34 protein-coding genes and 1 pseudogene are annotated in these 25,746 nt (G+C 57.7%); 20 read left to right on the forward strand and 15 right to left on the reverse strand.

What is annotated here, in order from left to right; all coding sequences use genetic code 11:
* Window positions 1–43: 43 nt before the first annotated feature.
* The 4 genes from DHN12_RS09755 to DHN12_RS24810 are packed head-to-tail and all read right to left on the reverse strand — an operon-like array spanning window position 44 to window position 1,584.
* Window positions 44–619, reverse strand: a complete 576-nt coding sequence (locus tag DHN12_RS09755) for a MotE family protein (protein ID WP_108860027.1) — start codon at window positions 617–619, stop codon at window positions 44–46.
* Entirely contained in the window at window positions 616–1,077 is a 462-nt protein-coding gene (locus DHN12_RS09760; protein ID WP_108860028.1) for a hypothetical protein, read from the reverse strand. The genes DHN12_RS09755 and DHN12_RS09760 overlap by 4 nt, the downstream gene beginning before the upstream one ends.
* A gap of 9 nt (window positions 1,078–1,086) precedes the next feature.
* Window positions 1,087–1,389, reverse strand: coding sequence for a flagellar basal body-associated protein FliL (gene fliL / locus DHN12_RS24805; RefSeq protein WP_255415461.1), 303 nt, complete (start codon window positions 1,387–1,389; stop codon window positions 1,087–1,089).
* A 12-nt stretch (window positions 1,390–1,401) separates the two neighbouring features.
* Complete coding sequence (locus DHN12_RS24810; RefSeq protein WP_234416609.1) at window positions 1,402–1,584, reverse strand: hypothetical protein; 183 nt, start codon at window positions 1,582–1,584, stop codon at window positions 1,402–1,404.
* Window positions 1,585–1,702: 118 nt separating this feature from the next.
* Between DHN12_RS24810 and fliF the strand changes: the two genes are divergently transcribed.
* From fliF to fliP, 4 genes and pseudogenes are all read left to right on the forward strand, one after another.
* Window positions 1,703–3,292, forward strand: a complete 1,590-nt coding sequence (fliF, locus tag DHN12_RS09770) for a flagellar basal-body MS-ring/collar protein FliF (protein ID WP_108860175.1) — start codon at window positions 1,703–1,705, stop codon at window positions 3,290–3,292.
* Window positions 3,292–3,888, forward strand: coding sequence for an ABC transporter ATP-binding protein (locus DHN12_RS09775; protein WP_108860029.1), 597 nt, complete (start codon window positions 3,292–3,294; stop codon window positions 3,886–3,888). The genes fliF and DHN12_RS09775 overlap by 1 nt, the downstream gene beginning before the upstream one ends.
* Window positions 3,881–4,168: pseudogene (locus DHN12_RS09780) on the forward strand (FliM/FliN family flagellar motor switch protein). The gene DHN12_RS09775 and the pseudogene DHN12_RS09780 overlap by 8 nt, the downstream one beginning before the upstream one ends.
* On the forward strand, window positions 4,168–4,899 hold the full coding sequence (fliP, locus tag DHN12_RS09785; RefSeq protein ID WP_108860030.1) for a flagellar type III secretion system pore protein FliP: 732 nt from the start codon (window positions 4,168–4,170) through the stop codon (window positions 4,897–4,899). Before DHN12_RS09780 ends, fliP begins: the two are co-directional and overlap by 1 nt.
* A gap of 3 nt (window positions 4,900–4,902) precedes the next feature.
* On the opposite strand, the gene DHN12_RS09790 is transcribed toward fliP, so the two are convergent.
* Window positions 4,903–6,345 carry a HAMP domain-containing sensor histidine kinase gene (locus DHN12_RS09790; protein ID WP_108860031.1) on the reverse strand — a complete coding sequence of 481 codons (1,443 nt, stop codon included), beginning with the start codon at window positions 6,343–6,345 and terminating at the stop codon, window positions 4,903–4,905.
* Window positions 6,342–7,073, reverse strand: a complete 732-nt coding sequence (locus DHN12_RS09795) for a response regulator transcription factor (protein ID WP_058275016.1) — start codon at window positions 7,071–7,073, stop codon at window positions 6,342–6,344. Before DHN12_RS09795 ends, DHN12_RS09790 begins: the two co-directional genes overlap by 4 nt.
* Window positions 7,074–7,290: 217 nt before the next feature.
* Between DHN12_RS09795 and DHN12_RS09800 the strand changes: the two genes are divergently transcribed.
* From DHN12_RS09800 to DHN12_RS09815, 4 genes are read left to right on the forward strand one after another with little or no spacing between them, the layout of a single operon-like run.
* Complete coding sequence (locus DHN12_RS09800; RefSeq protein ID WP_108860032.1) at window positions 7,291–8,535, forward strand: ABC transporter substrate-binding protein; 1,245 nt, start codon at window positions 7,291–7,293, stop codon at window positions 8,533–8,535.
* 57 nt (window positions 8,536–8,592) lie between these two features.
* Window positions 8,593–9,465: a carbohydrate ABC transporter permease gene (locus DHN12_RS09805; RefSeq protein ID WP_108860033.1), complete on the forward strand. Its 873-nt coding sequence runs from the start codon at window positions 8,593–8,595 to the stop codon at window positions 9,463–9,465.
* Window positions 9,458–10,357, forward strand: a complete 900-nt coding sequence (locus DHN12_RS09810) for a carbohydrate ABC transporter permease (RefSeq protein WP_108860034.1) — start codon at window positions 9,458–9,460, stop codon at window positions 10,355–10,357. Before DHN12_RS09805 ends, DHN12_RS09810 begins: the two co-directional genes overlap by 8 nt.
* A gap of 3 nt (window positions 10,358–10,360) precedes the next feature.
* On the forward strand, window positions 10,361–11,458 hold the full coding sequence (locus DHN12_RS09815; RefSeq protein ID WP_108860035.1) for an ABC transporter ATP-binding protein: 1,098 nt from the start codon (window positions 10,361–10,363) through the stop codon (window positions 11,456–11,458).
* A gap of 72 nt (window positions 11,459–11,530) precedes the next feature.
* Here DHN12_RS09815 and DHN12_RS09820 read toward each other — a convergent pair whose 3' ends face one another.
* Window positions 11,531–12,130: a phospholipid-binding protein MlaC gene (locus DHN12_RS09820; protein ID WP_108860036.1), complete on the reverse strand. Its 600-nt coding sequence runs from the start codon at window positions 12,128–12,130 to the stop codon at window positions 11,531–11,533.
* Window positions 12,120–12,947, reverse strand: coding sequence for a VacJ family lipoprotein (locus tag DHN12_RS09825; protein ID WP_108860176.1), 828 nt, complete (start codon window positions 12,945–12,947; stop codon window positions 12,120–12,122). The genes DHN12_RS09820 and DHN12_RS09825 overlap by 11 nt, the downstream gene beginning before the upstream one ends.
* Window positions 12,948–13,238: 291 nt before the next feature.
* Between DHN12_RS09825 and DHN12_RS09830 the strand changes: the two genes are divergently transcribed.
* Genes DHN12_RS09830 through DHN12_RS09845 form a run of 4 tightly spaced genes read left to right on the forward strand, consistent with a single transcriptional unit; the run spans window position 13,239 to window position 15,981 of the window.
* Window positions 13,239–13,694, forward strand: coding sequence for a RidA family protein (locus DHN12_RS09830; RefSeq protein WP_058275010.1), 456 nt, complete (start codon window positions 13,239–13,241; stop codon window positions 13,692–13,694).
* A complete protein-coding gene (locus DHN12_RS09835; protein ID WP_108860037.1) occupies window positions 13,691–14,458 on the forward strand; it encodes a glycerophosphodiester phosphodiesterase family protein in 768 nt (255 codons plus the stop codon). Before DHN12_RS09830 ends, DHN12_RS09835 begins: the two co-directional genes overlap by 4 nt.
* Window positions 14,459–14,503: 45 nt before the next feature.
* The gene (locus tag DHN12_RS09840; protein WP_108860038.1) at window positions 14,504–15,691 is read left to right on the forward strand and encodes a GNAT family N-acetyltransferase; all 1,188 of its coding nucleotides are present in this window, start codon (window positions 14,504–14,506) and stop codon (window positions 15,689–15,691) included.
* The gene (locus tag DHN12_RS09845) at window positions 15,688–15,981 is read left to right on the forward strand and encodes a 4a-hydroxytetrahydrobiopterin dehydratase (RefSeq protein WP_058275007.1); all 294 of its coding nucleotides are present in this window, start codon (window positions 15,688–15,690) and stop codon (window positions 15,979–15,981) included. Before DHN12_RS09840 ends, DHN12_RS09845 begins: the two co-directional genes overlap by 4 nt.
* Here DHN12_RS09845 and DHN12_RS09850 read toward each other — a convergent pair.
* From DHN12_RS09850 to DHN12_RS09865, 4 genes are all read right to left on the reverse strand, one after another.
* A complete protein-coding gene (locus DHN12_RS09850; RefSeq protein WP_108860039.1) occupies window positions 15,978–16,286 on the reverse strand; it encodes a hypothetical protein in 309 nt (102 codons plus the stop codon). The two genes, DHN12_RS09845 and DHN12_RS09850, sit on opposite strands and share 4 nt — an antisense overlap.
* Before the next feature lie 33 nt (window positions 16,287–16,319).
* Window positions 16,320–16,670: a hypothetical protein gene (locus DHN12_RS09855; RefSeq protein WP_234416610.1), complete on the reverse strand. Its 351-nt coding sequence runs from the start codon at window positions 16,668–16,670 to the stop codon at window positions 16,320–16,322.
* A gap of 10 nt (window positions 16,671–16,680) precedes the next feature.
* A complete protein-coding gene (locus DHN12_RS09860; RefSeq protein WP_108860040.1) occupies window positions 16,681–16,926 on the reverse strand; it encodes a glycine zipper 2TM domain-containing protein in 246 nt (81 codons plus the stop codon).
* Window positions 16,927–17,029: 103 nt separating this feature from the next.
* Complete coding sequence (locus DHN12_RS09865; RefSeq protein WP_058279067.1) at window positions 17,030–17,515, reverse strand: peroxiredoxin; 486 nt, start codon at window positions 17,513–17,515, stop codon at window positions 17,030–17,032.
* A 99-nt stretch (window positions 17,516–17,614) separates the two neighbouring features.
* Here DHN12_RS09865 and DHN12_RS09870 point away from each other — a divergent pair, with 99 nt between their 5' ends.
* The 4 genes from DHN12_RS09870 to DHN12_RS09885 are packed head-to-tail and all read left to right on the forward strand — an operon-like array spanning window position 17,615 to window position 20,220.
* Window positions 17,615–18,826: an NAD(P)/FAD-dependent oxidoreductase gene (locus DHN12_RS09870; RefSeq protein ID WP_108860041.1), complete on the forward strand. Its 1,212-nt coding sequence runs from the start codon at window positions 17,615–17,617 to the stop codon at window positions 18,824–18,826.
* Window positions 18,823–19,380: a 16S rRNA (guanine(966)-N(2))-methyltransferase RsmD gene (gene rsmD, locus DHN12_RS09875; RefSeq protein ID WP_108860042.1), complete on the forward strand. Its 558-nt coding sequence runs from the start codon at window positions 18,823–18,825 to the stop codon at window positions 19,378–19,380. Before DHN12_RS09870 ends, rsmD begins: the two co-directional genes overlap by 4 nt.
* A gap of 1 nt (window position 19,381) precedes the next feature.
* Complete coding sequence (locus DHN12_RS09880; RefSeq protein WP_108860043.1) at window positions 19,382–20,017, forward strand: HAD family phosphatase; 636 nt, start codon at window positions 19,382–19,384, stop codon at window positions 20,015–20,017.
* Window positions 20,018–20,040: 23 nt separating this feature from the next.
* Window positions 20,041–20,220, forward strand: coding sequence for a hypothetical protein (locus tag DHN12_RS09885; protein ID WP_108860044.1), 180 nt, complete (start codon window positions 20,041–20,043; stop codon window positions 20,218–20,220).
* Here DHN12_RS09885 and map read toward each other — a convergent pair.
* Window positions 20,208–21,020, reverse strand: a complete 813-nt coding sequence (gene map, locus DHN12_RS09890) for a type I methionyl aminopeptidase (protein WP_108860045.1) — start codon at window positions 21,018–21,020, stop codon at window positions 20,208–20,210. The two genes, DHN12_RS09885 and map, sit on opposite strands and share 13 nt — an antisense overlap.
* Window positions 21,021–21,220: 200 nt before the next feature.
* On the opposite strand from map, the gene DHN12_RS09895 reads away from it, so the two are divergent.
* Window positions 21,221–22,036, forward strand: a complete 816-nt coding sequence (locus tag DHN12_RS09895; RefSeq protein ID WP_108860046.1) for a class I SAM-dependent methyltransferase — start codon at window positions 21,221–21,223, stop codon at window positions 22,034–22,036.
* Between the two features lie 26 nt (window positions 22,037–22,062).
* Here the strand turns inward: DHN12_RS09895 and sfsA are convergent, their stop codons facing one another.
* Window positions 22,063–22,779: a DNA/RNA nuclease SfsA gene (sfsA, locus tag DHN12_RS09900; RefSeq protein WP_108860047.1), complete on the reverse strand. Its 717-nt coding sequence runs from the start codon at window positions 22,777–22,779 to the stop codon at window positions 22,063–22,065.
* A gap of 39 nt (window positions 22,780–22,818) precedes the next feature.
* Complete coding sequence (locus tag DHN12_RS09905) at window positions 22,819–23,574, reverse strand: SDR family NAD(P)-dependent oxidoreductase (protein ID WP_108860048.1); 756 nt, start codon at window positions 23,572–23,574, stop codon at window positions 22,819–22,821.
* A gap of 99 nt (window positions 23,575–23,673) precedes the next feature.
* On the opposite strand from DHN12_RS09905, the gene DHN12_RS09910 reads away from it, so the two are divergent.
* The 3 genes from DHN12_RS09910 (at window position 23,674) to DHN12_RS09920 (ending at window position 25,746) form a co-directional block, all read left to right on the forward strand.
* A complete protein-coding gene (locus tag DHN12_RS09910; RefSeq protein WP_108860049.1) occupies window positions 23,674–24,237 on the forward strand; it encodes a TetR/AcrR family transcriptional regulator in 564 nt (187 codons plus the stop codon).
* Window positions 24,238–24,307: 70 nt separating this feature from the next.
* Window positions 24,308–25,030, forward strand: coding sequence for a molybdopterin-binding protein (locus DHN12_RS09915; protein ID WP_108860050.1), 723 nt, complete (start codon window positions 24,308–24,310; stop codon window positions 25,028–25,030).
* Window positions 25,027–25,746 carry a GNAT family N-acetyltransferase gene (locus DHN12_RS09920; protein WP_108860051.1) on the forward strand — a complete coding sequence of 240 codons (720 nt, stop codon included), beginning with the start codon at window positions 25,027–25,029 and terminating at the stop codon, window positions 25,744–25,746. Before DHN12_RS09915 ends, DHN12_RS09920 begins: the two co-directional genes overlap by 4 nt.

Here is a 25,746-nt window from a genome sequence, read left to right on the forward strand (position 1 = left end):
CGGTTTCCTGCAATGTCAGATGCGGGGGTAAAAAACATGTGCGCTACTCCTGTGGAGTCGCAGCATTGCGACCGGCCATGATCACGCTGATCGTATAGGCGGCTTCGGGGCTGAGACCGGCCAGAACACCTGCGGCGGAATCAGGCGGCATCCGCGACAGAAAGCCAGCCGCAAAGCCGGGATCCATGGTTTCGAACAGGGCGGCTGCGTCCTTGGGCTTCATGCTCTGATACACATCCGTCAGGCGCGTCAGATCGGTCTCGGCGGCTTTTTCGGCGAAGGCCAGTGTCTGTCGCAGCGACTCTTCTGCCTCCTGCAAGGCAACCAAGCGCGTTTCAATCGCCTGATCCGCGATATCCAGCGCCTTTTCTTTGTCTTGCAACGCGGCCTCTCGTTTCTTGAGCGCGTCTTCGCGGCGTAGTAATTCAGTCAACAATTCTTGCGCACCGTGCTGTTCGGCTTGGCTGTTCCTCGCCTGCGATGGGGCGAGGTCGGATCCTTTAGCCAGCGCGGGGCCGGCCTCGAATCCTATTCTGATCGCGGCGGAACCGATCATAAGCATCGCGATCACCGCAAGCACGCCGCCCTTGGGACGATTTTCTGCCCGCTTCCGCCTCATGTCATGGCCTCGCTGCGGCTGTGACGCAGGAACATCAAACCGCCTGGACGTTTGACCTGAGTCTCGGCTGGCGCGTCTTGTTCAATGACGGGCACTGAGGTGGCTTGGGACTGTTCTTCGGAAACAACCGGCTTAGGCTCTGGTGTAGGGAACTCGGTCGCCTCTTCATCGTCCGGCACTACGTCATGCATCGAGGCCATCATCAGCTCAAGCCGCTGCGCCACTGTTTCGGCGCGTTCGGTCAATTCCTTAAGAACGACGCCAGACTGATCCGAGGCGTCGCGCGCTGAATCCAGTGACCGTTTCAACTCTTCCGCTTGGGATGACAGCACGCTCACGGCACCTCCGACGCCTTTTTCAAGGTCGGTAAAGCGTTTCAACCGCCTGGACAGGACGAAACAATAAAGACCCGCACCCAAGGCACCTGCCACCAGCAAGATATCTGCAATCAGCTCCAACTTCGCCTCCTAGTTCAGTACGAATTCCATGACGAGAACATCGCGCACAAGGCCTTCACCGACGACGATTTCGATACGCCGCAACAAGTGTCCTCGGATGCGCATGAGCGCGAGCGAATCCTCAAGATCAGATACCTCGATCGCGCGCAGATATCCGTTCAGCACGTCCATAATTCGCGGTTTCATCTTTTCCACATCCGCCATGTAGGGCGCGTTCACCTCGAGCTGAGCATGAAACTTCAGATGTCGCGAATCGCTGGTGTTTACCGAAACGACGACTGGGGCAAGGTCAACGAATCCAACCTTTGGCAGAGCCTTGGCAGGCTAGCTTTTCTCTGTTTCTTCGGCGATTTGTACGACGGGTTTTCCGCCTATCGGCAACAGGCCGGTGGTGGTTAGGAAATACCCGCCCGCAGCACCGGCTATCGCCAGAATCGCGCCTATTATCATTCTCTTTTTCCCAGATTTTTCCGGGATTTCTGCCTGTTCTGCAGTCGCGTCGGTCATGACGTCCTCATTCCTACAATCTGCAATCGTCATAACCCGACAGGGACTAGCCGATTGTTAAGGGCAATCGTCCAAAAAGGGATGCGCCGCACAAAATGTCGGCGAGTCGGAGGTGATCGTGCAGCAGATCGGAACTGTCTGGGCAAGTTTGGACAGGCGTAAACAAATCATTGTCGCGGGTGCAGTCGTGCTGGTGTTTCTGGGAATCCTTGCGATGTCGCGTCTGGTGACAACGCCGTCGATGACCCTGCTTTACGCCGGATTAGAAAGCGGCGTTGCAGGGGATATCGTCCGTTCCTTGGATCAGCGCGGTGTGCAGTATGAGATTCGCGGCGGCTCCATCTATGTGCCGGGATCACAGCGGGATGAGCTGCGTTTGACGCTGGCCAGCGAAGGTCTGCCGGCAACCGGAAACCGGGGCTACGAGTTGCTGGATTCGCTCAGCGGGTTTGGCACAACGTCGCAGATGTTCGACGCCGCCTATTGGCGCGCTAAAGAAGGAGAGTTGGCCAGAACCATTGTCGGCAGCCCCCATATCAGCCAGGCGCGTGTGCATATTGCCAATGGATCAGCCAATCCGTTCCAACGCAGTGTTGCACCGACTGCATCGGTCTATTTGGTCGCGTCAGGAACGGACATCACGTCGGATCAGGCAAAGGCGATCCGGTTCCTGGTGTCGTCCGCAGTCAGCGGACTGGCGCCCGAGAACGTCACCGTCATCGATTCGAATGGCGCAGTGATCGGGGCACAGGACAACCGGGTGTCCGCAGATACCGCTGACGATAAATCGCGCCAGCTGCGCGAACGGGTTCTGCGTCTGGTAGAAGCCCGGGTCGGAGCTGGAAATGCTGTCGTCGAGGTGAGTGTCGATACAGTTACCAAGACAGAATCAATCCGCGAACGGCGTTTCGATCCCAATGGCCGTGTGGCCATCAGCACCGATGTCGAAGAGCGTTCGGACAGTGCCCGCAACCAATCCGGGGATGTGACGGTTGCGTCAAACCTGCCCGATGGCGATGGCGCGGGCGGGGACGAATCCAATTCGAACGCAACCCAAACCCGAGAGCGGGTCAATTACGAGGTTTCCGAAACCGAGCTTGAGGTTCACAACGGTCCCGGCGCGATCAAGCGACTGAAGGTGGCTGTTCTGGTAAACGGGACGCGATCCGTGGACGCAAGCGGCAGTGAAACATTCGCGCCGATGCCGCAGACCGAGATGGATGCACTGCAAGAGCTTGTGGCCTCGGCAGTGGGCTACGATGCCGAACGAGGCGACGTTATTACGCTGAAATCGCTGGATCTGCCGGCGGTCGAGCCGCAGGGCAGTCTGGCAACCGCCTCGCTGTGGCAGAAGGTGCATTTCGACGCGATGTCGTTGATTCAGATGGCCGTATTGGCGGTGGTTTCTCTGGTGCTTGGAATGTTCGTTATCCGCCCCATACTGACCCAGCCGGCGTCCGCTCCGGCGCTGTTACCTGCGGGTGCTGCACTAGAGCCCGCCTCTTACTTGACCGGCGAAATTGCGACGGAAGAGGGCGGGCAATTCACCACCTTGCCGGGGCAGGCGCCCACAGGGAACGTTCCGGCGCTTGCTATCGATGCCGGGGCGGACCCGGTGGATCGGCTCAGGGCGATGATCGGCGACAAGCAGGAAGAAACGGTCGAAATTCTGCGCAGCTGGCTGGAAGAAGGTGAGGAGCGTGTGTGATGTCGATTGCCCATCTTCTTGAGGATTTCACCTTGCAGGTCGGTGGCGGACAGCTGCACGTTCTGGATGAGGACGCGTTAGAGGAACAAAGGCTGGCCTCGTTCGAGCAAGGCTATAGCGCAGGCTGGGAAGACGCGGTCCAGGCGCAAGAGCAGAGCCGGGGGCAGGTTTCGGTTGAATTGGCCAAATCGCTCGAAGATATGTCTTTTACCTATCATGAGGCGATTAACCGGATGGCCCTGTCGCTGGAACCAATGTTTCAGAGCCTGACACAGCTGGTTTTGCCTGAAATACTGGACCGAGGGTTTGCCGTTCGGCTTATCGAACAACTCACCGATATGGCGCGCGGGCAGATCGGACAGCCAATGCAAATCTTCGTGCCTTCAGGTCGTGTGAACGAGGTGGAGGACCTGATCCCCGCCGAGTTGTCATCGGCTGTGCAGGTGATCGAAGACTCGACGCTTGAGGTAGGGCAGGCGCGGCTCAAGGTCGGGGTTTCCCAGCGCGAGGTGGATTGCAGCGGCTTGCTTGCTGCGGTCGATCAAGCCTTTCAGGCGTATGTTTTTCAGGCAAAAGAGGCAGTGACCAATGAGTGATCCGCAAACCCCGAAATCCGAGAAGCCCAACCCGTTCGAGGCCGTTCCGATTGAAGTCACCATATCGGTTGGCCGGGCGCGCCCTTTGATCCGTGATCTGCTGAACATGGGGGAAAACGCCGTGCTGATGCTGGACAAACGCATCGAGGATCCGGTTGACCTGTAAGTCGGCGACCAGCTTGTCGCACGCGGTCTGCTAGAGGAGATGGAGGGCGAGCAGGCCGGTCAGCTGGCTGTGCGTCTGACCGAAATCGCGGACCTGCAAAACGGGATCGGCTGATGCGCCGATTTCTTATTCTGGCGGTCGCGTTTGCGGTGCTGACCCCGTCTCTGGCCACGGCGCAGGAGTTGTCTGTTTCGCTGGGCGAGGGCGGTTCGATATCTGCGCGAACGATTCAGTTGATCCTGTTGATCACCGTGCTCAGCCTGGCTCCGGGGTTGGCGATCATGATCACCTGTTTTCCGTTTCTGATCACCGTTTTGGCGATCCTGCGCCAGGGTATCGGGTTGCAGCAATCTCCTCCCAATATGCTGATTGTCAGCCTGGCGTTGTTTCTGACTTATTTCATCATGGAGCCGGTCTTTTCCGAAGCCTGGACAACAGGAATTCGGCCGTTGGTCGATGAAACGATGGAGGTCGAGCCTGCATTGGAGCGTGCATTACAGCCGTTTCGCGGTTTCATGGCTGCGCGATTGGACCCCGATACGTTTCACGCCATGGCCGCCCTGCGCCCCGGTGGTGATGCCACAACGCTGTCGCCCGAAGCGCCGCTGTCCATCCTGATGCCATCCTTCATGCTGTCCGAAATTGCGCGCGCTTTTCAGATCGGGTTTCTGGTCTTTCTGCCATTTCTGATCATCGACCTTGTGGTTGCGGCGGTTCTGATGTCGATGGGGATGATGATGGTGCCGCCAGCCACAGTGTCCTTGCCGTTTAAACTGGCGTTTTTTGTCATCGCCGACGGGTGGTCCCTGATCGCCAGCGCGCTTGTGCGCAGCTATACCACCTAGTTTTTACTGCCGGGCGATTTGCAGGCAGGCACGCAGGCCGCAGTCGCCGGCCTCAAAACGCATTTCTCCACCATGCTGTTCGGCCACGGTGGCGGCGATTGTCAGGCCCAAACCATAGCCGTCAGAAGATCCGGTGTTGGACCCACGACGAAACGGAGCCATCAGGTTTTCGATGTCTGTCACGGACAGGTCGGTGCCCTTATCTTCGACCGTGATCGTCGCGGTGGTCGCATCGGTCGCCAACTGCACTTCGGCGTGTCGACCATATTTCAACGCGTTGTCGATCAAATTGGTCAGCGCACGCCTAAGCGATATGGGTCGCGCCATGACCAGAACGCGGCGTGTTTCGGTCAGCTGCCCGTGTCCGCGCCGGGACATGAAAACCGATGTAACCCCATCGACCGCGACGGGGTCGGTCTTTTTCAGCGTCACGGGCAGGTCCATATCCTGATAATCGGCGACCAGAGCCTCCACCAAAGAGGTCAGAGAAATCTGGCGCGGTTCCTCAACATCAAGTTCGGATCGCGTATAGGTCAGGACACTTTCGATCATGCCCGTCATCTGATCCACATCCGCCTCGAGCTTTTCGCGTAGTTCATCGTCGGGGATCAGAGCGGCACGCAGGCGCACGCGGGTCGCAGGGGTGCCCAGATCGTGGCTGACACCGGACAAGACCGTCGCCCGCTTTTCAAGCTGCGCGCGCTCGGCCTCAAGATGGGCGTTCACCGCCGAGACGATATCGCGCAGTTCATCCGGGCCATCCGCCTCATAGCTTTCCGGCCCACCAAGGCGCTGCCGTTCGCGCAACGCGCGGGCAAACCGTGTGAAGGTATCCGAGACATTACTGACTGCGGATAAGATGACCGCCATTGCGACGATCCCCATAAGAATTGCGGGCAGTCGTAAATCCATTGGAGCCGCCTGACAGCCCCATATCTGGGTCCCGTCGACCTGATGCCAGGCCTCGCGTCCAAACTTCGCAATCAGGATTGGTTCGCTGCAATATGTCGCCAGCAACCGGGTCAGGTTTCCCATCTTTTCAGGCCCGGTCTGATCACTGCCTGACACAATGTCCGAAACCGGATAAACCAACCGGTCGGACAGGATCGCCACGCTTAATTCACGCCCGCTGAGCGGCGAGGAACTGTCGGTCAGGATCGAAAGGTTGGTGACGAAACGGCGGTTTGAAAACCCGGGCAACCGCTGAAATTCACCATTTTCGGCAAGGGCCGTATCCTGGGGCGGCAAGGGCGTTATCGACAACCCCTCGGAGGGGGCCATGCCTGTTCGCAACTCTTCGTAGACGGTGAACCCTGCTACAAAAGATTGAAGCAGGTAGTCGTTCCAGGCGCGCGCCGAAGCGAACCATAACCCTGCAGACAGCAAACCGGCGGCAAAGGCTGAAAGGGTCCAAAGCCACCCCAGATTGCGCAGGCGCAGTGTCATTCTTCGACCGAAATGTCGGCGGCAAAGATATACCCGACCCCGCGTTCCGTGCGCAGCATTTGCGGATCTTTCGGGTTGGTCTCGATCTTGGACCGCAGGCGTCCGACCAGCATGTCGATGGCGCGGCCCTGCGCTTCGGACTTGTCACTGTCCCCTGTTACATCCAGTGCCGTGACGATTTCATCGCGCGTCAGCGGAATATGTGGATTGGCCAGCAAGACCTTGAGCAGGGCGGTTTCCCGCTGTGACAACGCGACCAAATAGCCTTCTGGCGAATGTAAATCATCACGCTTTCCGTCAAAGACCCAGCCGTCAAAACGGAACGTGCGGGTTCTGCGGCGATACGCCAGCGAAGACGACCGCCGAGCGCGCTGCATCACTGCCCTGACACGGGCCAGCATCAATTGAGGGTTGAAGGGTTTGGCAATGTAATCGTCTGCCCCAACTTCGTACCCTGCCATGCGCTGATGGTCGGCGGACAGGGCAGAGACCAGAATGATCGGGACGTCCTGTTCGCGCCGCAACCGGGCGCAGATATCAATCCCGTTCTCGTCCCCCAGCATGACGTCCAACAAAATCAGATCGATCCGGCCATTGGATAGGTGCGCCCGGATTTCCCGCTCGGAACTGGCGGGTAGGGCGATGAAGCTATTTTGTTGCAATAGCTGCGTCATCATCGACCGCATCTCAGGGTCGTCATCCACCACCAGAAGCCGCGGAATGCTCACTCTGTCTTTCCTCCCGATCTTTTCCCTCTGTCGTCGTCCATTGTAACGAATGGAAACAGATTCAATGCCAACGTAACACGCTGTAACAGAAGTGGTGAAAATTTGGGCCGTTTCTGTGCTTTAGCGTGAATTCTGCTTTGTCAGACGGCGATCTGACCACAGTAATAGCGCCATCGCTGCTTTGGCAGTCACTGAGTTCTCAGGGAGGAGACAAAAAATGAAGCGTTTTGCATTTGCCACCGTTTCGACTTTGGCCGTTGTGGCCGGATCGTCCGTTGTGGCCGAGCCGCAGGCGGAAGTACTGCACTGGTGGACCTCGGGTGGCGAGGCCAAGTCGGTTGCCGTTCTGCAGGAAGAATTCGCCTCGAACGGCGGTACCTGGACCGACATGCCCGTCGCGGGTGGCGGTGGTGATGCGGCAATGACCGCGCTGCGTGCCCGGGTTCTTTCCGGTAATGCGCCGACCGCCGTTCAGCTGAAAGGCCCTGCCATTCAGGAATGGTACGAAGAAGGCGTTCTGGCCGACATTTCGAACGTTGCCGAGGCCGAAGGCTGGGCGGATGTCCTGCCTGCGTCGATCGCGGGCCATATGATGTGCGAAGGCACGTGGTGCGCTGCACCCGTGAACGTGCACCGCATCGACTGGATCTGGGCGAATGCTGATGTTCTGGCGGCAAACGACGTCGAAATGCCCACCACATGGGATGAGTTCAACGCAGCAGCCGAAAAACTGCAGGCCGCCGGTGTGATCCCGCTGGCCCACGGCGGCCAGGCCTGGCAGGACGCGACCGTGTTTGAGGCGGTTGTCATGGGTATTGGTGGGCCAGAATTCTACCAGAAAGCCCTGGTCGATCTCGACCCCGAAGCGTTGACGTCGGACACAATGGTACAAGTCTTTGACCAGATGCGTACCATGCGTGGATATGTTGACGAGAACTTCTCGGGTCGCGACTGGAACCTGGCCACCGCCATGGTGATGAATGGCGAGGCCGCATTCCAGATCATGGGTGACTGGGCCAAAGGTGAATTCCTGGCCGCTGGCAAGAAGCCCGGCGAAGATTTCCTGTGCGCCTCGACCCCCGGTGACGGATATCTGTACAACGTCGACAGCTTTGCCATGTTCGAAGTCGAAGGTGACGACAACCGCGCCGGCCAGGAACTGCTGGCCAAACTGATCGTCGCACCGAACTTCCAGGAAGTGTTCAACCTGAACAAGGGTTCGATCCCTGCACGGACTGACGTAGCGCTGGATGCCTTTGATATCTGTGCGAAAATCTCGGCAGAAGACATGGGTACGACCTCGGCAGGTGGTTCGCTGCTGCCGTCTTACGCCCATGGCATGGCGCTGCGTGGGTCGCAGTCTGGTGCGATCACGGATGTTGTGACCGCACATTTCAACTCGGATATGTCCTCGGCTGACGCGGTTCAGCAATTGGCGGACGCAGTGGCCAACAGCTACTGATCCAAAACGCTCTGCCCCCTATACTGAGGGGCAGAGCACTTTTCCCCGGAGGAAAAAATGTCCGAATGGCTGGAAAACCACCTGCCCAAGGTGGTGCTGGCACCGTCGTTCATCGCCGTATTGATTTTTGTCTACGGATTTATCGGATGGACCGCATGGGTGTCGCTGACCCGATCAAAACTACTGCCGAAATACGAGATCCATGGCTTCATTCAGTATGAACGCCTGTTCGATTCCCCCCGCTGGGATACGGCAATCAACAACCTGTATATCTTTGGCGCGCTGTTCATCGTGATCGCGATGGTGCTGGGCCTGTTGCTGGCCATCCTGTTGGATCAGAAGATCCGCGTCGAAGGGGTCATTCGCACCGTCTATCTGTACCCGATGGCACTGTCGATGATCGTGACCGGCACCGCGTGGAAGTGGATCCTGAACCCAGGGTTAGGCATTGAATCCATGGTGCAGGGCTGGGGCTTTCCGAATTTCGAATTCGATTGGCTTGTGAACCCCGATTACGCCATCTACACGATTGTGATTGCCGCGATCTGGCAGAGCTCGGGCTTTGTGATGGCGCTGTTTCTAGCCGGGCTTCGTTCGGTGGATGGAGAGATCATCAAGGCCGCGCAGGTCGATGGTATCCCCACATGGCGCATCTATACGGCGATCATCATACCGTCGATGGCGCCGATCTTCCTGTCGGCCTTCATCGTGCTGGCCCACCTTGCGATCAAAAGCTTTGACCTTGTCATCGCGCTGACAGGTGGTGGTCCGGGATACGCGACTGATCTGCCAGCCACATACATGTATGCCATGGCGTTTTCGCGCGGCGATATTGGTCAGGCGGCCTCGTCTGCAATGATCATGATGCTGGTCGTCTTTGCCATCGTGGTTCCATATCTTTATTCAGAGCTGAGGGCGAAAAATGACTGATCTGTCGATGCCCCAAACCCAAACCCGCTCGCAGAGCGCCACCGGCAAGATTGCCCTTCGTTGGCTGCTTTATGTCTTGCTGGGCCTGTTCGCGCTGTATTACCTGATGCCGCTGTTCGTGATGTTAACCACATCGTTGAAAAGCCTTGAGGAAATCCGCACCGGGTCTCTGATCTCACTGCCGCGCGAAGTCAGCTTCGACGCCTGGAAAACCGCATGGTCCGGGGCTTGTACCGGTATCCAGTGTGAAGGTCTGCGGCCTTACTTCTGGAACTCGGTTCTGATTGCGGTGCCTGCAGTGTTTTTGTCGACCTTGATAGGTGCGCTGAACGGCTATGTTGTGGCCCAGTGGCGGTTCAAAGGCGCGAATATCATCTTCTCGCTGATGCTGTTTGGCTGCTTTATTCCGTTTCAGGTCGTGCTGCTTCCGATGGCGCGTCTGTTGGGCATGATGGGGATTGCCGGAACCATTCCGGGCCTGATCTTTGTCCACGTGATCTACGGGCTGGGCTTCACCACGCTGTTCTTCCGCAACTACTACGTCACCATTCCGTCCGAGCTGACCAAAGCCGCCCGGGTCGATGGGGCAGGCTTTCTGCGGATTTTCTGGTCCATCTTCCTGCCGTTGTCGCTGCCCATCATTGTGGTGACCGTGATCTGGCAGTTCACGCAGATCTGGAATGACTTCCTGTTCGGCGTGTCGTTCAGCCAGGCGGGCACACAGCCCGTGACTGTGGCGCTCAACAACATCGTAAACTCCACCACCGGCGTCAAAGAGTACAACGTCGACATGGCCGCCGCGATCATCGCGGGGCTGCCGACGCTGCTCGTCTATGTCGTTGCCGGTAAGTATTTCATCCGCGGCCTGACCGCTGGCTCTGTGAAGGGATAACCCATGGCTCCCATCCTTGATATCAACAAACTCTACAAGAATTACGGCGCAACCGAAATTCTGAAGGACATCAACATCTCGATCGAACCGGGCGATTTCCTGGTGCTGGTCGGCCCCTCGGGCTGCGGTAAATCCACCCTGCTGAACTGTATTGCGGGGTTAGAGGAAATCACCGACGGGACACTGGCGATTGGTGGGAAAGACATGACCCATGTCAGTCCCAAGGACCGCGACATCGCGATGGTGTTCCAATCCTACGCTTTGTATCCGACGATGAGCGTGGCCAAGAACATCACCTTCGGCATGAAGGTGCGCGGGGTCGATCAGGCAACGCAGGAGGCCAAGCTGAACGATGTGGCCTCGCTTTTGCAAATCGAGCCACTGCTGAACCGTCGTCCCAGCCAGCTATCCGGTGGTCAGCGTCAGCGTGTGGCGATGGGCCGGGCGCTGGTGCGCGATCCCAAGCTGTTCCTGTTTGATGAACCGCTGTCGAACCTCGATGCCAAGCTTCGGGTCGAGATGCGGACCGAGATCAAGAAGTTGCACCAGACTTTGGATGCTTCCATCGTCTACGTGACCCACGATCAGATTGAGGCGATGACGCTGGCCACCAAGATCGTGGTCTTGAAGGGCGGTATCGTGCAGCAGATCGGCAGCCCAGCCGAGATTTATAACAACCCGGCCAATCTGTTTGTCGCCGATTTCATGGGCTCTCCGGCAATGAATCTGATCCCTGCGCAGGTCACCAAAAGCGGTTCGGGTGCACAAATCGTCATCTCGCGCGATGCCGGCGAAACTCTGGTTCTGAACGATGCGCGTGATCTGTCACTGCCCGAGGATGTGATCCTGGGCTTGCGCCCAGAGGATATCGCCGAGGCCGGGTTCCGTGCGGGCGATGGCGTGCAGGAAGCGGCGTGCATGGTCGATATGGTCGAACCTGCAGGGGCCGACACCTATGTCGTCTCAGAACTGGGCGGCAAGCAAGTGACCGCAAGGTTACATGCCGAAACCAGCGCGCAGGCGGGCAAGATGCTGAACTTGGCCTTCGATATGAGCAAAGTATCGTACTTCGCCAAGGAAACCGGCGAGCGCTTGAATTAAAAGAAAAAAACGCCGCGCGAACTCAATCGCGCGGCGTTTTTTTGCGTTTGAACCGGGTCAGCTGACCTTGTTCTAGCTCAAGTCCTTGATCAGACGGTTCAGGTCCCCACCGCGGGCGTCCAGCATCGCGCCGACCTCGGTCCGTTCGGTCAGCAGCATATTCACCCCTTCGATGAACATGTTGAAGAACTTGTCGCGGCCTGATTTGTCCGACACCAGGAATGTCACCTCGAACGGGGACGAACCCTGCAGCTTGACCGAAGTGCGTACCTCGTAACCGGCCTTGATTTTCCGGGCCTTCCGGACGGTGACTTGCCCACCAATGAATTCGCGGAAACGTCGGCCATACTTGTTCGAGATATAGCCCTGAAACGCTCTGGTGAACTGCTTCAACTGCGACGGGCTGGCCGAACGGGCATCTGCCCCCAGGACATAACGCGCCATGATCGGCACATCGGCATATTGCACAAAGACCTTTTCGAAATCGCGGATCATCGCCTTTTCGGATTTGCCCGAGGCGATAATGCGGTTGATGTCATCCACGACACTGACGACAAGAGCCTTGGCGCTGGCTTCAGTCTGGGCGAAGGCGGAAAATGGCAGGGCGGTCAGTGTCAGGCTGGAAAGGCCTGTGGCGACAAAACCGCGCCGGTTCATATGGTTACTCGGCATAGGGGTCCTCATAGGGGTCCTCGTATGGGTCTAGGTAGGGATCTCTGACAGGGTCGGTCCCGTTGTCTGCGTAAGGGTCGTCGTAAAGACCCAGATAGGTTTCTTCGTCGTCTCTCGCCAGTTCAAATCGGCGATTTTGTAGGTAAATGGTCCGCGCCTGCGCATAACTGTCGGCGCTTTCATACAGGATCGAGTCGACCGTGTCCGAAAAACGCCCCCGATCGCCCATCCGGCGCACGATCTCGGCATAGACACCGATATTGTCGACCGGACGGACCGGAGAGAAGTTGATCGGGTTCGAGAACAGGTTGACGATAACGCCAATCGAGTCCCGCTGCGTTGACGGGCCATAGAGCGGCAGCTCGACATAAGCGCCCTCGCCGAAACCCCAGACGTGCAGCGTTTCACCGAAATCGGTATCCACAGGCGGAAGGTTCAGCTCGTCGGCGGGGGCTGACAACCCCAGGCCACCAACGGTCGTGTTGATCACAAACTGCAGCAATGCGTTGCCCGACTGCTTGAGGTTGCCTTGCAGCAGGTAATCCACGGCTTGGCCCGGCATCGTCAGGTTTTCGGCAAAATGATTGAAACTGGTCACCATCGGGTCGGGCACGATCTTTACGTACCCTTTCGAGGCTGGACGAAACAGAAACCGGTCGACGCCAAGGTTGAACTTGTGGATACCCCGGTTGTTGCTTTCGTACGGATCAAATGCTTCACCCTGCTGAACACCCTCCGGAGGGCGTGTGGTGCAGGCGCTGAGAACTGCCAATACGGACACAACGATCAGGGGTTTTAGGTTGATTCTGCTCAACACGATCTTTGCCACTCCAAAACGTTCGGACAGTCCGCGCCCAAACACTTAATCAATACTCTCTTTGGCCGTTGTGCCCGGCCTACCCAAAGTCACATAGGCGTTTCGCTACCAATATGAAACAGATAGCGTTTAACCTGCCGAATAGGTCAACGTAAAGTGACACAGGTTCAACAGTTCAGAATAAGAAAAGTTACGCCCACAACCGGTGCAGGTCACATCGCCGTTTTCGCACTTTTCGATCCTTGCCTTCCCGGTTAGCTTCGCCCCGACTCAAATTTGGGAGGAGACCTCATGAGCATCGCGGCGAAACTGGAAAGCCTGGGTGTCAACCTACCGGACGCGCCTGCGCCGGCAGCCAACTACGTGCCCTTCGTGCGCGTGGGCAATATCGTCTATGTCTCGGGGCAGATCTCGAAGGCGGATGATCTGATCACTGGCAAGCTGGGCGACAACATGGAAGTCGAAGCAGGCGCTGCTGCGGCCAAGGTATGTGCGATCAACCTTCTGGCGCAGGTCAAAGCGGCCTGCGGTGGCGATATCGAAAAGTTGGTGCGCGTCATCAAGCTGACCGGGTTTGTGAACTCGACGGCAGATTTTACCGCGCAGCCGCAAGTCATCAACGGTGCGTCAGACTTTCTGGTCGAAGCGCTGGGTGATGCAGGTCGCCATTCGCGTTCAGCCGTCAGTGCGGCGGCACTGCCCTTAGGCGTCGCGGTTGAGATCGAAGGTATCTTCGAAGTTCAATGACGCCCGCGCTGCCTGACGTATTCCTTCAAGTCCCGCTGGCGCATCGTGCGCTACACGACAAAGAGGACAACCGCCCGGAAAACAGCCGGGCGGCCATTCGCGCCGCTGTGGACGCCGGTTATGGGATCGAGATTGATCTGCAACGGACCTCGGACGACCGGGCCATGGTGTTTCATGACTATGACATGACCCGCCTGACCGGACAGCCCGGCCCGATCCAGCTGATCACGTCGGCTCAGGCATCAGGCACCATTCTGTTACACGCAGATGATGGCATCCCGACGTTGGATGAGGTGCTGCAGATCGTGGCGGGCAAGGTCCCGCTGCTGATCGAATTCAAGGATCAGGACGGCGCGATGGGCACATCCGTGGGCCCGCTGGAACAAGACGCCGTGCGTTCATTGTCAGGATACGATGGGCCGGTGGCGTTGATGTCGTTCAACCCAAACTCGGTCGCTGAACTGGCGCGGCTGGCACCGCATCTGCCGCGTGGCATCGTGACGGGATCGTACCAGCCCAAGGTCGAGCTTTTACCTCAGAGTGTTTGTGACCACCTGCGCGACATTCCAGATTTCGACCGTGTCGGGGCCAGTTTCATCAGCCATGAGGTCGAAGACCTTGACCGCCCCCGCGTGGCCGAACTGAAGGCACGCGGTGTACCGATCCTGTGCTGGACTGTGCGGTCGCCTGAACAAGAGGCAGAGGCCCGCGAAGTTGCGGACAATGTGACGTTCGAAGGGTATCTGGCTGCACAACCGGGTTGAACCAGCCCTGCAACGTCACAGATAAAGATCAGAGGCGGAGGGCAAATGGATCAGGCACAGATCGAGGTTCGGGTGCTGGGCTCGCTGTCGCAGATATCTGCGGCGGAATGGGACAGCTGCGCCTGCCCCGAGGTTGCCGATGGCGGCCGTCCGCTTGATCCGTTTACCACCCACCGGTTTCTGCTGGCACTTGAGCACAGCGGCTCGGTTGGGCGCGGAACTGGCTGGCAGCCGCAATACCTGACGGCCTATCTGGACGGGATGCTGATCGCGGCGGCGCCGATGTATGCCAAATCCCACAGTCAGGGCGAATACATCTTCGACCACAACTGGGCGCATGCCTATGAAGGTGCCGGGGGTCGTTATTATCCCAAGCTACAGATCGCCGTACCGTTCACTCCCGCAACAGGCCGCCGTTTTCTGGTTCGCCCCGGCTATGACTCGGTTGGCATGTCTGCGCTGGTTCAGGGGGCGGTGCAATTGGCTGCGGACAATCAGGTGTCTTCGGTCCACGCGACTTTCTGCACCGAAGACGAGGCGCTGGCGGGCGAACAGATGGGCCTTATGCTGCGCCAGTCACAGCAATTTCACTGGCTGAATGACGAATACCAGGATTTCGACGGATTTCTTGCGGCGTTATCATCGCGCAAGCGCAAGAATATTCGCAAAGAACGTGCGCAAGCCGTCGATTTTGGCGGCGAAATCCGCACGCTGACAGGCGATGACCTGCGCCCCGAACACTGGGATGCCTTCTGGCAGTTCTATCAGGACACCGGGTCCCGTAAATGGGGCGTTCCCTATCTGACCCGCCAATTCTTTGATATTGCTCATGAAATCATGGCGAATGACATGGCTTTGGTGCTGGCTGAACGGGACGGATACCCCATCGCCGGGGCTTTAAATTTCATCGGCCGCGAAACGCTTTTTGGACGGTATTGGGGTTGCACTGAACATTACGCCTGCCTGCATTTCGAACTGTGCTATTATAGGGCGATCGACTTTGCCATTGCGGAAGGTCTGGCGCGGGTCGAAGCAGGCGCGCAGGGTGAACATAAGTTGGCGCGCGGTTACTTGCCCACGCGCACGCACAGCTTGCATTGGGTCAACGACCCGGGCTTTGCCGATGCGATCAAGAAATATCTGGACGCCGAGGCCCACGCAGTGGGAGAAGAGATCGAGATTTTGACGGATTATGGTCCGTTCAGAAAATCGAATCCGGAGGAACAGCAATGACGGAACTATTGTCGACCGAAACTCGCGGCCCTCTTCTTGATCCGCTGTTCGACAACGGCTGGACCATGGTCACGGACCGGGACGCAATCACCAAGACCTTCATATTCGAAGATTTTGTTCATGCTTTTGGCTGGATGACCCAGGTGGCGATCTTTGCCGAGAAATGGAATCACCATCCCGAATGGTCAAACGTGTACCGCACGGTCGAGGTCGTCCTGTCCACCCATGATGTGGGCGGTTTGTCAGCGCTGGATGCCAAGTTGGCGCGTAAAATGGACAGCCTCGTTTAACGGTCTCCTCTGGATCCCATGCCGCCGGCCAGAGAAGCTATTTCACCCAGACGACGGAAATCGGCGGGTGTGACCGTGCCGTTGCTGACGTCGATGCCTCGTGGAATACCGGTTGTCCGATTCCCAACCGAACGAACGCTGCGCGCGGCCGGGTTGATGTCCAAACAACGCGTATCATAGCACGTCAGGCCTGAAGTACTGATTTGGATCTGGGGCTGTCCGTTCGGTCCGGTCACCACGGGGGCCTGCGGCGCATCACAGGCGGCAAGAAACCCCAGAATGCTGAGGGCTATCCACTTTTTCATACCACACTCCTATCGTTCAGCCCGGTCGTGCGATCAATCCAACTGGCCGTTTCCGTCCTGATCGGCGGCCAGGAAATCATCGCCCATCTGCTGGTCATACTCTGATCGTGAAATAAAGCTGTCGTTGTTGCGGTCAACGTTTTGAAACCGCTTTATGTCCAGAAACGGCTTGGCTTCTTCCAGACCCAGCGTTCCGTTCTTGTCTTCGTCCATGGCCTGAAAAGCATAATCCGAAAAGGCGTTAAACTCGTCCTTGGACAGGAAGCCATCGTTGTTGGAATCAATGGCGTTCAGCTCCTTTTCGTGCAGTTCAGCCACTGTTTCCGCCAAGGTTGCACTGGCCACCAGAATGATCGTTGTCGTTAGAATAGCTGTTTTCATCATCATTCTCTCCTCAGCACGCGTAACGCTGGCCCGAGACACCGCCCGCGACGGCCCCTGCCGCAGTCAAGATGTCCTTGCCGGAGCCACCACCGAATTGATTGCCAATCGCCCCGCCGATCAGTGCGCCGCCTAGTGCGCCGCCGAGGCAGGCGATCTCATGCTGTCGTGCTTGCTGCTGTTGAGGTGTCGGGGCCGGGCCACACGCTGCCAGCGCGCCTGCAGCACCCAGAATGACTGTGATGACTTTGAGCTTCATCAAAAAACTCCCTGAATGAATGGGGCAAGTATCGACCCATCAGGAAGTTGCATCAAGTGAAATAGGGTTAACGTGGCCCCGGTTGTACCGGGGCCCGAGCGACCTAGATGGCCTCAAGCAGACCTTCGCCCGCGGAAATCTCGCAGGCACCGGGGTTTTCCTCGAGGTTCAGCGCAACGACTTTGCCATCTTCGACCAACATCGCATAGCGCTTTGAGCGCGCTAGCAGGCCGACGGGCGGGGCGTCGAAATCCATGCCAATGGCCTTGGTGAATTCGGATGCGGCGTCGGCCAGCATGGTCAGGCCTGCGCCTGTCGCGCCAGTGGCTTCGCCCCATGCGCTCATTACAAAGGGGTCGTTGACCGAGACGCAGATGATCTCGTCCACGCCCTTGGCGTCGAACTGTTCCTTGGTTCGCATAAAGCTGGGCACGTGTGCCGAATGGCAGGTTGGTGTGAATGCGCCGGGCACTGCAAAGATCACAACCTTGCGGCCTTTGGTCTTGTCTGAAATCCGAACCTCTTCGGGCCCTTCTGCCCCCATTTGAGTCAACGTTGCGTCGGGAAGCGTATCACCGGTTGAAATCATCTTGTTCCTCCTGTCGATTGGATTTGCAGAGTCGGCCTCAGCCGCAATATAGGTGAGCCAGAGAATGAAACCACGGGAATATGACAGGGCAGGACGAACATGAGCCATATTGTTGTGATCGGAGCCGGGCAGGCGGGATCATCTCTTGTTGCAAGGCTGCGCAAGGACGGGTTTGAAGGCGATATCACGCTGATCGGTGCCGAGCAGCATCTGCCCTATCAGCGCCCGCCACTGTCCAAGGCTTATCTGCTGGGTGAGATGGAGCTTGAACGCCTGTTCCTACGCCCCGAAAGCTTCTACGCCGAAAGCAACATCACCCTGCATCTGCGCCAGCGCGTGACCGCGATCGATCCCAAGGCCAAGACTGTGACCGCGGGTGACGAGGTGATTTCATATGACGAACTGGCCCTGACCACTGGTTCCGACCCGCGTTACTTGCCTGCTGCCATTGGCGGTGAACTGGAAGGAGTCCATGTCGTGCGCGACCTGACCCATATCGACGAGATGGAGCCCCGCGTGAAAGAGGGCGCCCGCGCCCTGATCGTTGGTGGTGGCTATATCGGGCTTGAAGCGGCCGCCGTCTGTGCCAAGCGCGGGGTCAAGGTTACTCTGGTCGAGATGGCGGAACGGATTTTGCAACGCGTCGCGGCACCGGAAACCAGCGATTACTTCCGTGCTCTGCATACCGAATACGGTGCCGACATCCGTGAAGGCGTCGGGCTGGATCGTCTGGTCGGCGAAGACGGCAAGGTCACCGGAGCCATTCTGACTGATGGCACCAGGCTTGAGGTTGATTTCGTCGTGGTTGGCGTGGGCATCGCACCCTCGATCCAATTGGCCGAGATGGCCGGGTTGGAATTGGACAACGGCATCAAAACGGATGCCCATGGCCGCACCTCTGATCCGGCTATCTGGGCGGCGGGCGATTGCGCGTCGTTCCCACATGATGGTGGCCGTATCCGGCTGGAAAGTGTACCGAATGCCATCGATCAGGCCGAGATCGTTGCTCAGAACATGCTGGGTGCCGCCAAAGACTATGTGGCGACACCGTGGTTCTGGTCGGACCAGTATGACGTCAAACTACAGATCGCAGGTCTGAACACCGGCTATGACCGCGTGGTGACCCGTAAGGGTGACGGGCAGACGGTGTCCTTCTGGTACTACAAAGGCGATCAGCTGATTGCGGTAGATGCCATGAACGACCCGCGCGCTTACATGGTCGGCAAACGCCTGATAGACGCGGGCAAAACGGCCGACCCGGCCGTCGTGGCCGACCCAGACGCGGACCTGAAACCGCTGCTCAAAGCGTGAGGATCATCGCCGGAGATTTCCGGGGCCGCGCCTTGGCCTCGGTCGGCAAAGGCGATGCCGGGGCGCATCTGCGTCCCACCACTGACCGCGTGCGTGAAAGCCTATTCAATGTGCTGAGCCATCAGATCGACTTTGATGGGCTGCGTGTTCTGGACCTTTTTGCCGGCACCGGAGCACTGGGGCTTGAGGCGCTGTCGCGCGGCGCGGCGCATGTGACTTTCGTTGATGACGGGCGTGTGGCGCAGGGACTGATCCGTAAGAACATTGATCTGACCCAAAGCAAGGATCGTACCGATCTGATCCGTCGCGACGCGACGCGATTGGGCGACAATTCGGGCACACCTTGTGATCTGATTTTTCTCGACCCGCCTTACGGCAAAAGCCTGGGGCAAAAGGCGCTTGCTACGGTCACTCAAGGGGGGTGGTTCGCAAAAGATGCCTTGATCGTCTGGGAAGAAAACGCCCCCATGGAAGCGCCCGAAGGATTTGACCTGCACAATGCGCGTAAATATGGCGACACGCATATTTCGCTGATGTGGCGGACAGAGGTCTGACATGCACGACCTGGTCATTTTCGATTGCGATGGTGTTCTGGTCGATAGTGAGGTTCTGTCCAATCAGGTTTTGATCGACAGCTTTGCGAGACATGGGCTGAACCTGTCTTTGGCGGAGTGCATGGCGCTTTTCGTTGGCGGTACGATGACCGGTGTCCGCGACAAGGCCCGGGCGTTGGGCGCGGATCTACCTGAAGACTGGATCGAACAGATCTATTCGAAAACCTACGAAGTTCTGCGCACTGGCACGCCCCTGATCGCGGGTATCCCCGAGCTATTGGAGCAGCTGGATTCATTGGGTATTCCGTACTGCGTTGCCTCGAATGGCCGCCCGGAAAAGATGCAGATCACCCTAGGCCAGAACGGATTATGGGACAGGTTCCGGGATGTGATGTTTTCGGCGCATGTTCTGGGGGTGGGTAAACCCGATCCTGCTTTGTTCATTGCAGCAGCGCAGCATTTCGGTGCCAATTCCCCAGTCGTCATCGAAGACAGCGAAAGCGGAGTGACCGCTGCCAAGCACGCCGATATGCGGTGCCTTGGGTATGCGGCCCATGACGACGGTGCGCGGCTGGCTGCGTTGGGTGCCGAAGTCTTTGACGACATGGCGCAAGTGCCAAAGCTTTTGGGCCTATAGCCCAATTATGCTAGGATTGACGGATGGACCGCACCGCCACCTCTCTATTCTGGACCCACTCACAGGCCGCGGAAACCCACACCGGACCCGCGCCCAAGCCTTTACGCGCGCCTGTGTTCATCCACGACGCGATTACGCCGTGGGGCAGGGAAACATTGCTGCTGAAACTGCTGCGCGAACAGGCGTCAGATCAGGACGAATAGGTCGGGTGGAATTTATCGCCCGGTGACAGGGTAAAGATATCGACCCCATCAGCCGTCACACCCACCGAGTGTTCGAACTGCGCTGACAATGACTTGTCGCGGGTCACAGCGGTCCAGTCATCGGCCAGTGTTTTCGTCTCAGGACGGCCAAGGTTCACCATCGGTTCGATGGTGAAGAACATGCCCTCTTCCAGAACTGCGCCAGTGCCTGGACGGCCATAGTGCAGCACGTTTGGCGGCGCGTGGAAGACCCGGCCCAGACCGTGGCCACAGAAATCACGGACAACGCTCATCCGGTGCGCCTCGACATACGCCTGAATGGCGTGGCCGATATCACCGAAGGTGTTGCCCGGCTTGACCGCCTCGATGCCTTTGAACAGGGCATCATGTGTCACTTGGACCAGACGCTCAGCCTTGCGGGGCAGTTTGCCCGCAACATACATGCGCGAAGTATCGCCGAACCAGCCGTCTACGATGACCGTAACGTCGATGTTCAGAATGTCGCCATCCTTCAGCTTCTTGTCGCCGGGAATGCCGTGGCAGACCACGTGATTCACGCTGATACAGCTGGCATGCTGATAGCCCTTGTAGCCAATTGTTGCCGATGTCGCGCCTGCATCCTCGACCATCTGCGTGATCATGCCGTCAATTGCGCCAGTGGTCTGGCCCGGAAAGACATGTTCTGCAATATCGTCGAGTATCCGCGCAGCCAAAGCCCCTGCCGCATGCATGCCGGCAAAGTCACTCTGTTCGTAAATGCGGATGCCGTCCTTGGTCAGGCGGCCACGATGTTCTTTCATCGACGCTAAGCTCCAAATGTTGCGCGCAGCCTGCCTTTTACGCTGCTTGTGCAGAAAGTTCCAGAGGGTGTGCGTTTGCGGGAGTTAGATGGCGCGGAACGCCCCCGGATCAAGGCTGCAAAGTTTGTCAAATTCGCTCAAAATCATAATTTCAGATAGAATGTTGTTTTTTCCCAGTGAGATCGCTTTGGAGGATCCAAATGTCCAGCAATTCTGCCAATTTTATCGGTGAAATTCCACACCATTACGATCAGGGTCTGGGACCAAACATTTTCGTAGACTATGCCGACAGGTTAACCGGGCTGTGTGACGGCCTTGAAACGGGTCGCGTTCTGGAGCTTGCCGCAGGAACAGGAATTGTCAGCCGTAAGCTGCGCGACGCGTTAAACCCGTCTGTTTCGCTGACGGTTACGGACCTTAATCCGCCCATGTTGGAGATTGCAAAAGCCAAGTTCTCCGGCAGTGAGAATGTCGAGTTTGTCCAAGCGAATGCAATGGAACTGCCATTCGAAGACAGCAGTTTTGACCTGATCGTTTGCCAGTTTGGCGTGATGTTCTTTCCGGACAAAACTATGTCATATCGTGAAGCCGCCCGTGTTCTGAAGCCGGGTGGCCGGTACGTGTTCAACGTCTGGAGCGATATGTCCGAAAACCCGTTTTCCGAGACAGCTCACAAAGCGGCGATGACGTTCTTTCCCGAAAACCCACCGGGATTCTACAAGGTCCCGTTCCACTATGGCGACCCCGACGTCGTACACGCGGACCTTGCGGCCGCAGGTTGGGGGACCGTTACGCACGAAACCATCAGGTTGAACAAACCAATCGCCGACCTTGAGAAATTTGCGACAGCCCTGGTGTATGGAAATCCGTTGATTGACGAAATCAGAGCGCGCGGAGGTGTCGATCCGGATGCGGTTGTGGCCGAAATGCTGTCGGCGCTGCGTTCCAGATTTGAGGCCAGGGATATGGTGATGCCCCTTTCGGCAACCCAGTTCGAATGCCGAAACAAGGGGTGAATCGGACCTGACGGGGGCAAGTGATATTACCCGGGCAGGTTAAAGTCCCCGAACCGTGTGGTATCCACCCAAACACCGTCGGGCGAAATTTGCGTACCATACACCAATCGCTCTACACCCTTCGCCTGTGCCGTCTCAAATGCCGCCGCATAGGCCGCGTCTATATCCGCCGCCAAACCAAACCGATCGCAATCCGTGCGCTGCACCAGATACAACATGATCGCGCGATGTCCTTGGGTCACCATGGCCGTCAGCTCTCCTAGATGTTTGGTACCGCGTGCAGTGACGCTGTCGGGGAATTCTGCCAGACATGGTTCACGGGACAGGGTCACGCTTTTGACCTCGACATAGGCGTCGGGCAGGCCCCGTTGTGTAAGCAGGAAGTCTATGCGGCTGTTCTGGCCGTACTTCACCTCGGGCTTTACGGTTTCATAAGCCGCCAGTTCGGGGATTTCGCCGGTCTCAAGGGACGCGCGCAGGGCTTTGTTGGGCACCGAGGTGTCAACACCGGTAAAATGCCCATTCTCATGGTCGACCAGACGCCAGCCGTATTTTAGCTTCTTCTTCGGGTCGTCGTTGGGTTCCAGCCAGATCTTCTCGCCGGGTTCCGCCAGGCCCATCATTGACCCCGGATTGGCGCAATGGGCTCTTACTTCACACCCGTCCTCCAACTGGCAATCGGCCAGAAAACGTTTGTAGCGGCGGATCAGACGGGCGGGGATCAATGGGGTGGCAAACTTCATGCCACCCGGCTTAACGCGCGCCCGTCCGTATGGGAAGTGTCAGACGAGGCCCGCCATTACGCCACCATCCACATCCCAGACTGCCCCGGTGACCCAACCCGCATCATCGGACAGAAGATAGGTGATCGTATGCGCCACATCCTCGGGCCGACCGACGCGGCCGATCGGGTGGAAAGCGTCGAAAGCACCAGTCAAGGTCGCCTCTATCTGATCTGGTGCGATGAAGGCACCATAGATGGGGGTCACCACCACCGCTGGAGAAACGGCGTTCACCCGGATGTTGTGTTCCGCCAGCTCCATTGCCAGATGCTGCGTCAGGGAATGAAGTCCGGCCTTGGCCATCGAATAGGCCGAGGAGGGGGTGGCGCGAACTGCCTGTTTTGCCCACATAGAGCCTATGTTAACGATATTTCCGCCTCCGTTGGCTTTCATATTTTCGGCCACGGCTTGGGTGACGAAAAAAGTTGCGCGGTTCAGGTCCAGATAGCTGTCATAGTCTTCGGCAGTGTGTTCCATGAACGGTTTTGGCGCGAATGTACCGGCTGCATTTACCAATCCCTGAATGTGGCGCGTGTCCGATTTTATCTGTTTGATCAACCCTTCGACGTCTGCCATGTCACGCAGGTTCGCGCGGTATATGTCCGCAGCGCCGCCAAGTTCCGCTTTCGCTGCGTCCAGCTTTCCAGCGGATGACCCGACAAGGGTCACGTGCCCGCCACTTGCTATGATTTGGCGCGCTGTGGCCAGACCCATTCCGCTGGATCCACCTATGATAAGTGTTGTTGTCTGTGTCACGATCAGATTCCCTATCTACTGATAGGTAGATATATTGAGTTTGAAATTTGAAATACAACTCCCTATCTATGGGTAGGTAAATTTTAAATTGATGTGCAGATGCCCAAAACGGAAAAACCCCTGTCAGAAACCGCCAGCCGTATTTTGGATGTGGCCGAACGTATGGCGCGACAAGGCGGATATTATGCTTTCAGTTTTCGCGACATAGCAGCAGAAATCGGCATCAAATCAGCCAGCATTCACTACCATTTTCCCACCAAGGAAGCTTTGGGTGAGGCGCTGGTTACCCGGTACACTGATCGGTTCCTGGGGGCGTTGGGGCGGTTGGACGAAGCCACGCCTTTGGAATCTCTTGAACAATATGTGGCGGCATATCGACAAGCATTGATTGAACAGGACCTGATGTGCCTGTGCGGTATGTTCGGTGCTGAAATCGCAAGGTTGCCGGACCCGGTTGCCAGAAGAACGCGTGAGTTTTTCGAACGCAATCTAGTATGGCTGGAAACTGTCTTCAGGGCCGCCGGTGCCACAAACCCCGAAGCGCGCGCCGGTGAAACGATCGCCCGTTTAGAAGGAGCGATGATCCTAGCGCGGTCGATGAACGATATGGACCTGTTCCAAAGCGTCACTGCCGATTTGCCTGCCCAAGCGTTGCGAGAATGACAAACGGGCCTTGCGAGGTTCAGCAGGAACGATATCTTGCGGCCTGTGCCATATAAGGAAAGGACAGGTCATGCCGAACCCAACCGCAGCAATGCTTGTGATCGGGGATGAAATCCTGTCGGGGCGCACCCGGGATGCAAACATGCATTACCTTGCGCAGGAACTGACCAAACAGGGCATCGATCTTAAAGAGGTTCGTATGGTCAGCGATGACGCCACTGCCATCGAACAGGCCGTGCGCGCCCTGTCGGACTGCTTTGATCATGTGTTCACCAGCGGCGGAATAGGCCCGACCCATGACGATATCACGGCCGACTGCATTGCCCGCGCCTTTGGTGCATCGATTGATGTGCGCGCCGACGCCCGAGCGCTGTTGGAGCAGCACTACGAGAACTCCGGGTTGGAACTGAACGCCGCGCGCCTGCGGATGGCACGTATTCCGGAAGGCGCGACATTAATCGACAATCCGGTCTCAACCGCGCCGGGATTCACCCTTGGCAACGTGCACGTCATGGCGGGAATCCCCACAATTTTTCAGGCTATGGTCGCCAGTGTTTTGCCTAAGCTGACCGGCGGCGATCCCCTGTTGTCGCAAACGCTGCGGGTCAACCGGGGTGAAGGTGATATCGCCTCGACCCTGTCGGCTTTGGCTGAGGATTATCCTGATCTCGCCATCGGCAGCTATCCGTTTCAGGTAAATGGTGTATTCGGCTCTAACGTAGTGGTTCGTGGCACGAACGGGTCACAGGTCGATGCGGCCACGACCCGGTTGGCGAAAGAGCTGGAGCTTTGAGCCCGAACTGGGCCGACGTTGTCGACGGTACATGGCCGGCGGCTCGGTTCGAGATTATTGGCCCTTTTCGCCTGCGACAGGGGTTGGGTGGTGGTTCGCGCGTTTCCGCGGCCAGCGCTCTGGCACCAGCGACCGATGAAGATATTAGAGCCGCTGAAGGGGCGATGCGCGCGATGGGCCAGCGGCCCATATTCTGCCTGCGTCCGGGCGACGAACGGCTGGATCAACAGCTTGCGGATAGGGGCTATGACATTCTTGATCCTGTCAACATCTACCAATGCCCGGTCGACCACCTGACCGGTACGCCCATCCCTCGGGTCACCGCCTTTACCATCTGGAGTCCACTGGCGATCATGAACGAGGTCTGGGCACAGGGCGGTATCGGGCCAGAACGGCTGGCCATCATGGACCGAGCCGATGGGCTGAAAACGGGGATATTCCTGCGTCATTCCGATCACCCGGCGGGGACCGGATTTGTCGCCATTCACGACGATGTCGCCATGGTTCATGCGCTGGAAATCCTGCCGGCCCACCGGCGTCAGGGCCTGGGTCAGTGGGCTATGCGCGCGGCTGCAATCTGGGCGCAAAAGAACGGCGCAAAAACGCTAAGTGTGATCTGCACCAAGGCCAATGACGGGGCAAATGGTCTCTACCATGCGCTCGGGATGGAGATAACCGGAGAATACCATTACCGTCAGCTTGTCCAAGGAGAGTGA

This window comes from Ruegeria sp. Alg231-54, assembly GCF_900143525.1.
GTDB lineage: Bacteria > Pseudomonadota > Alphaproteobacteria > Rhodobacterales > Rhodobacteraceae > Ruegeria.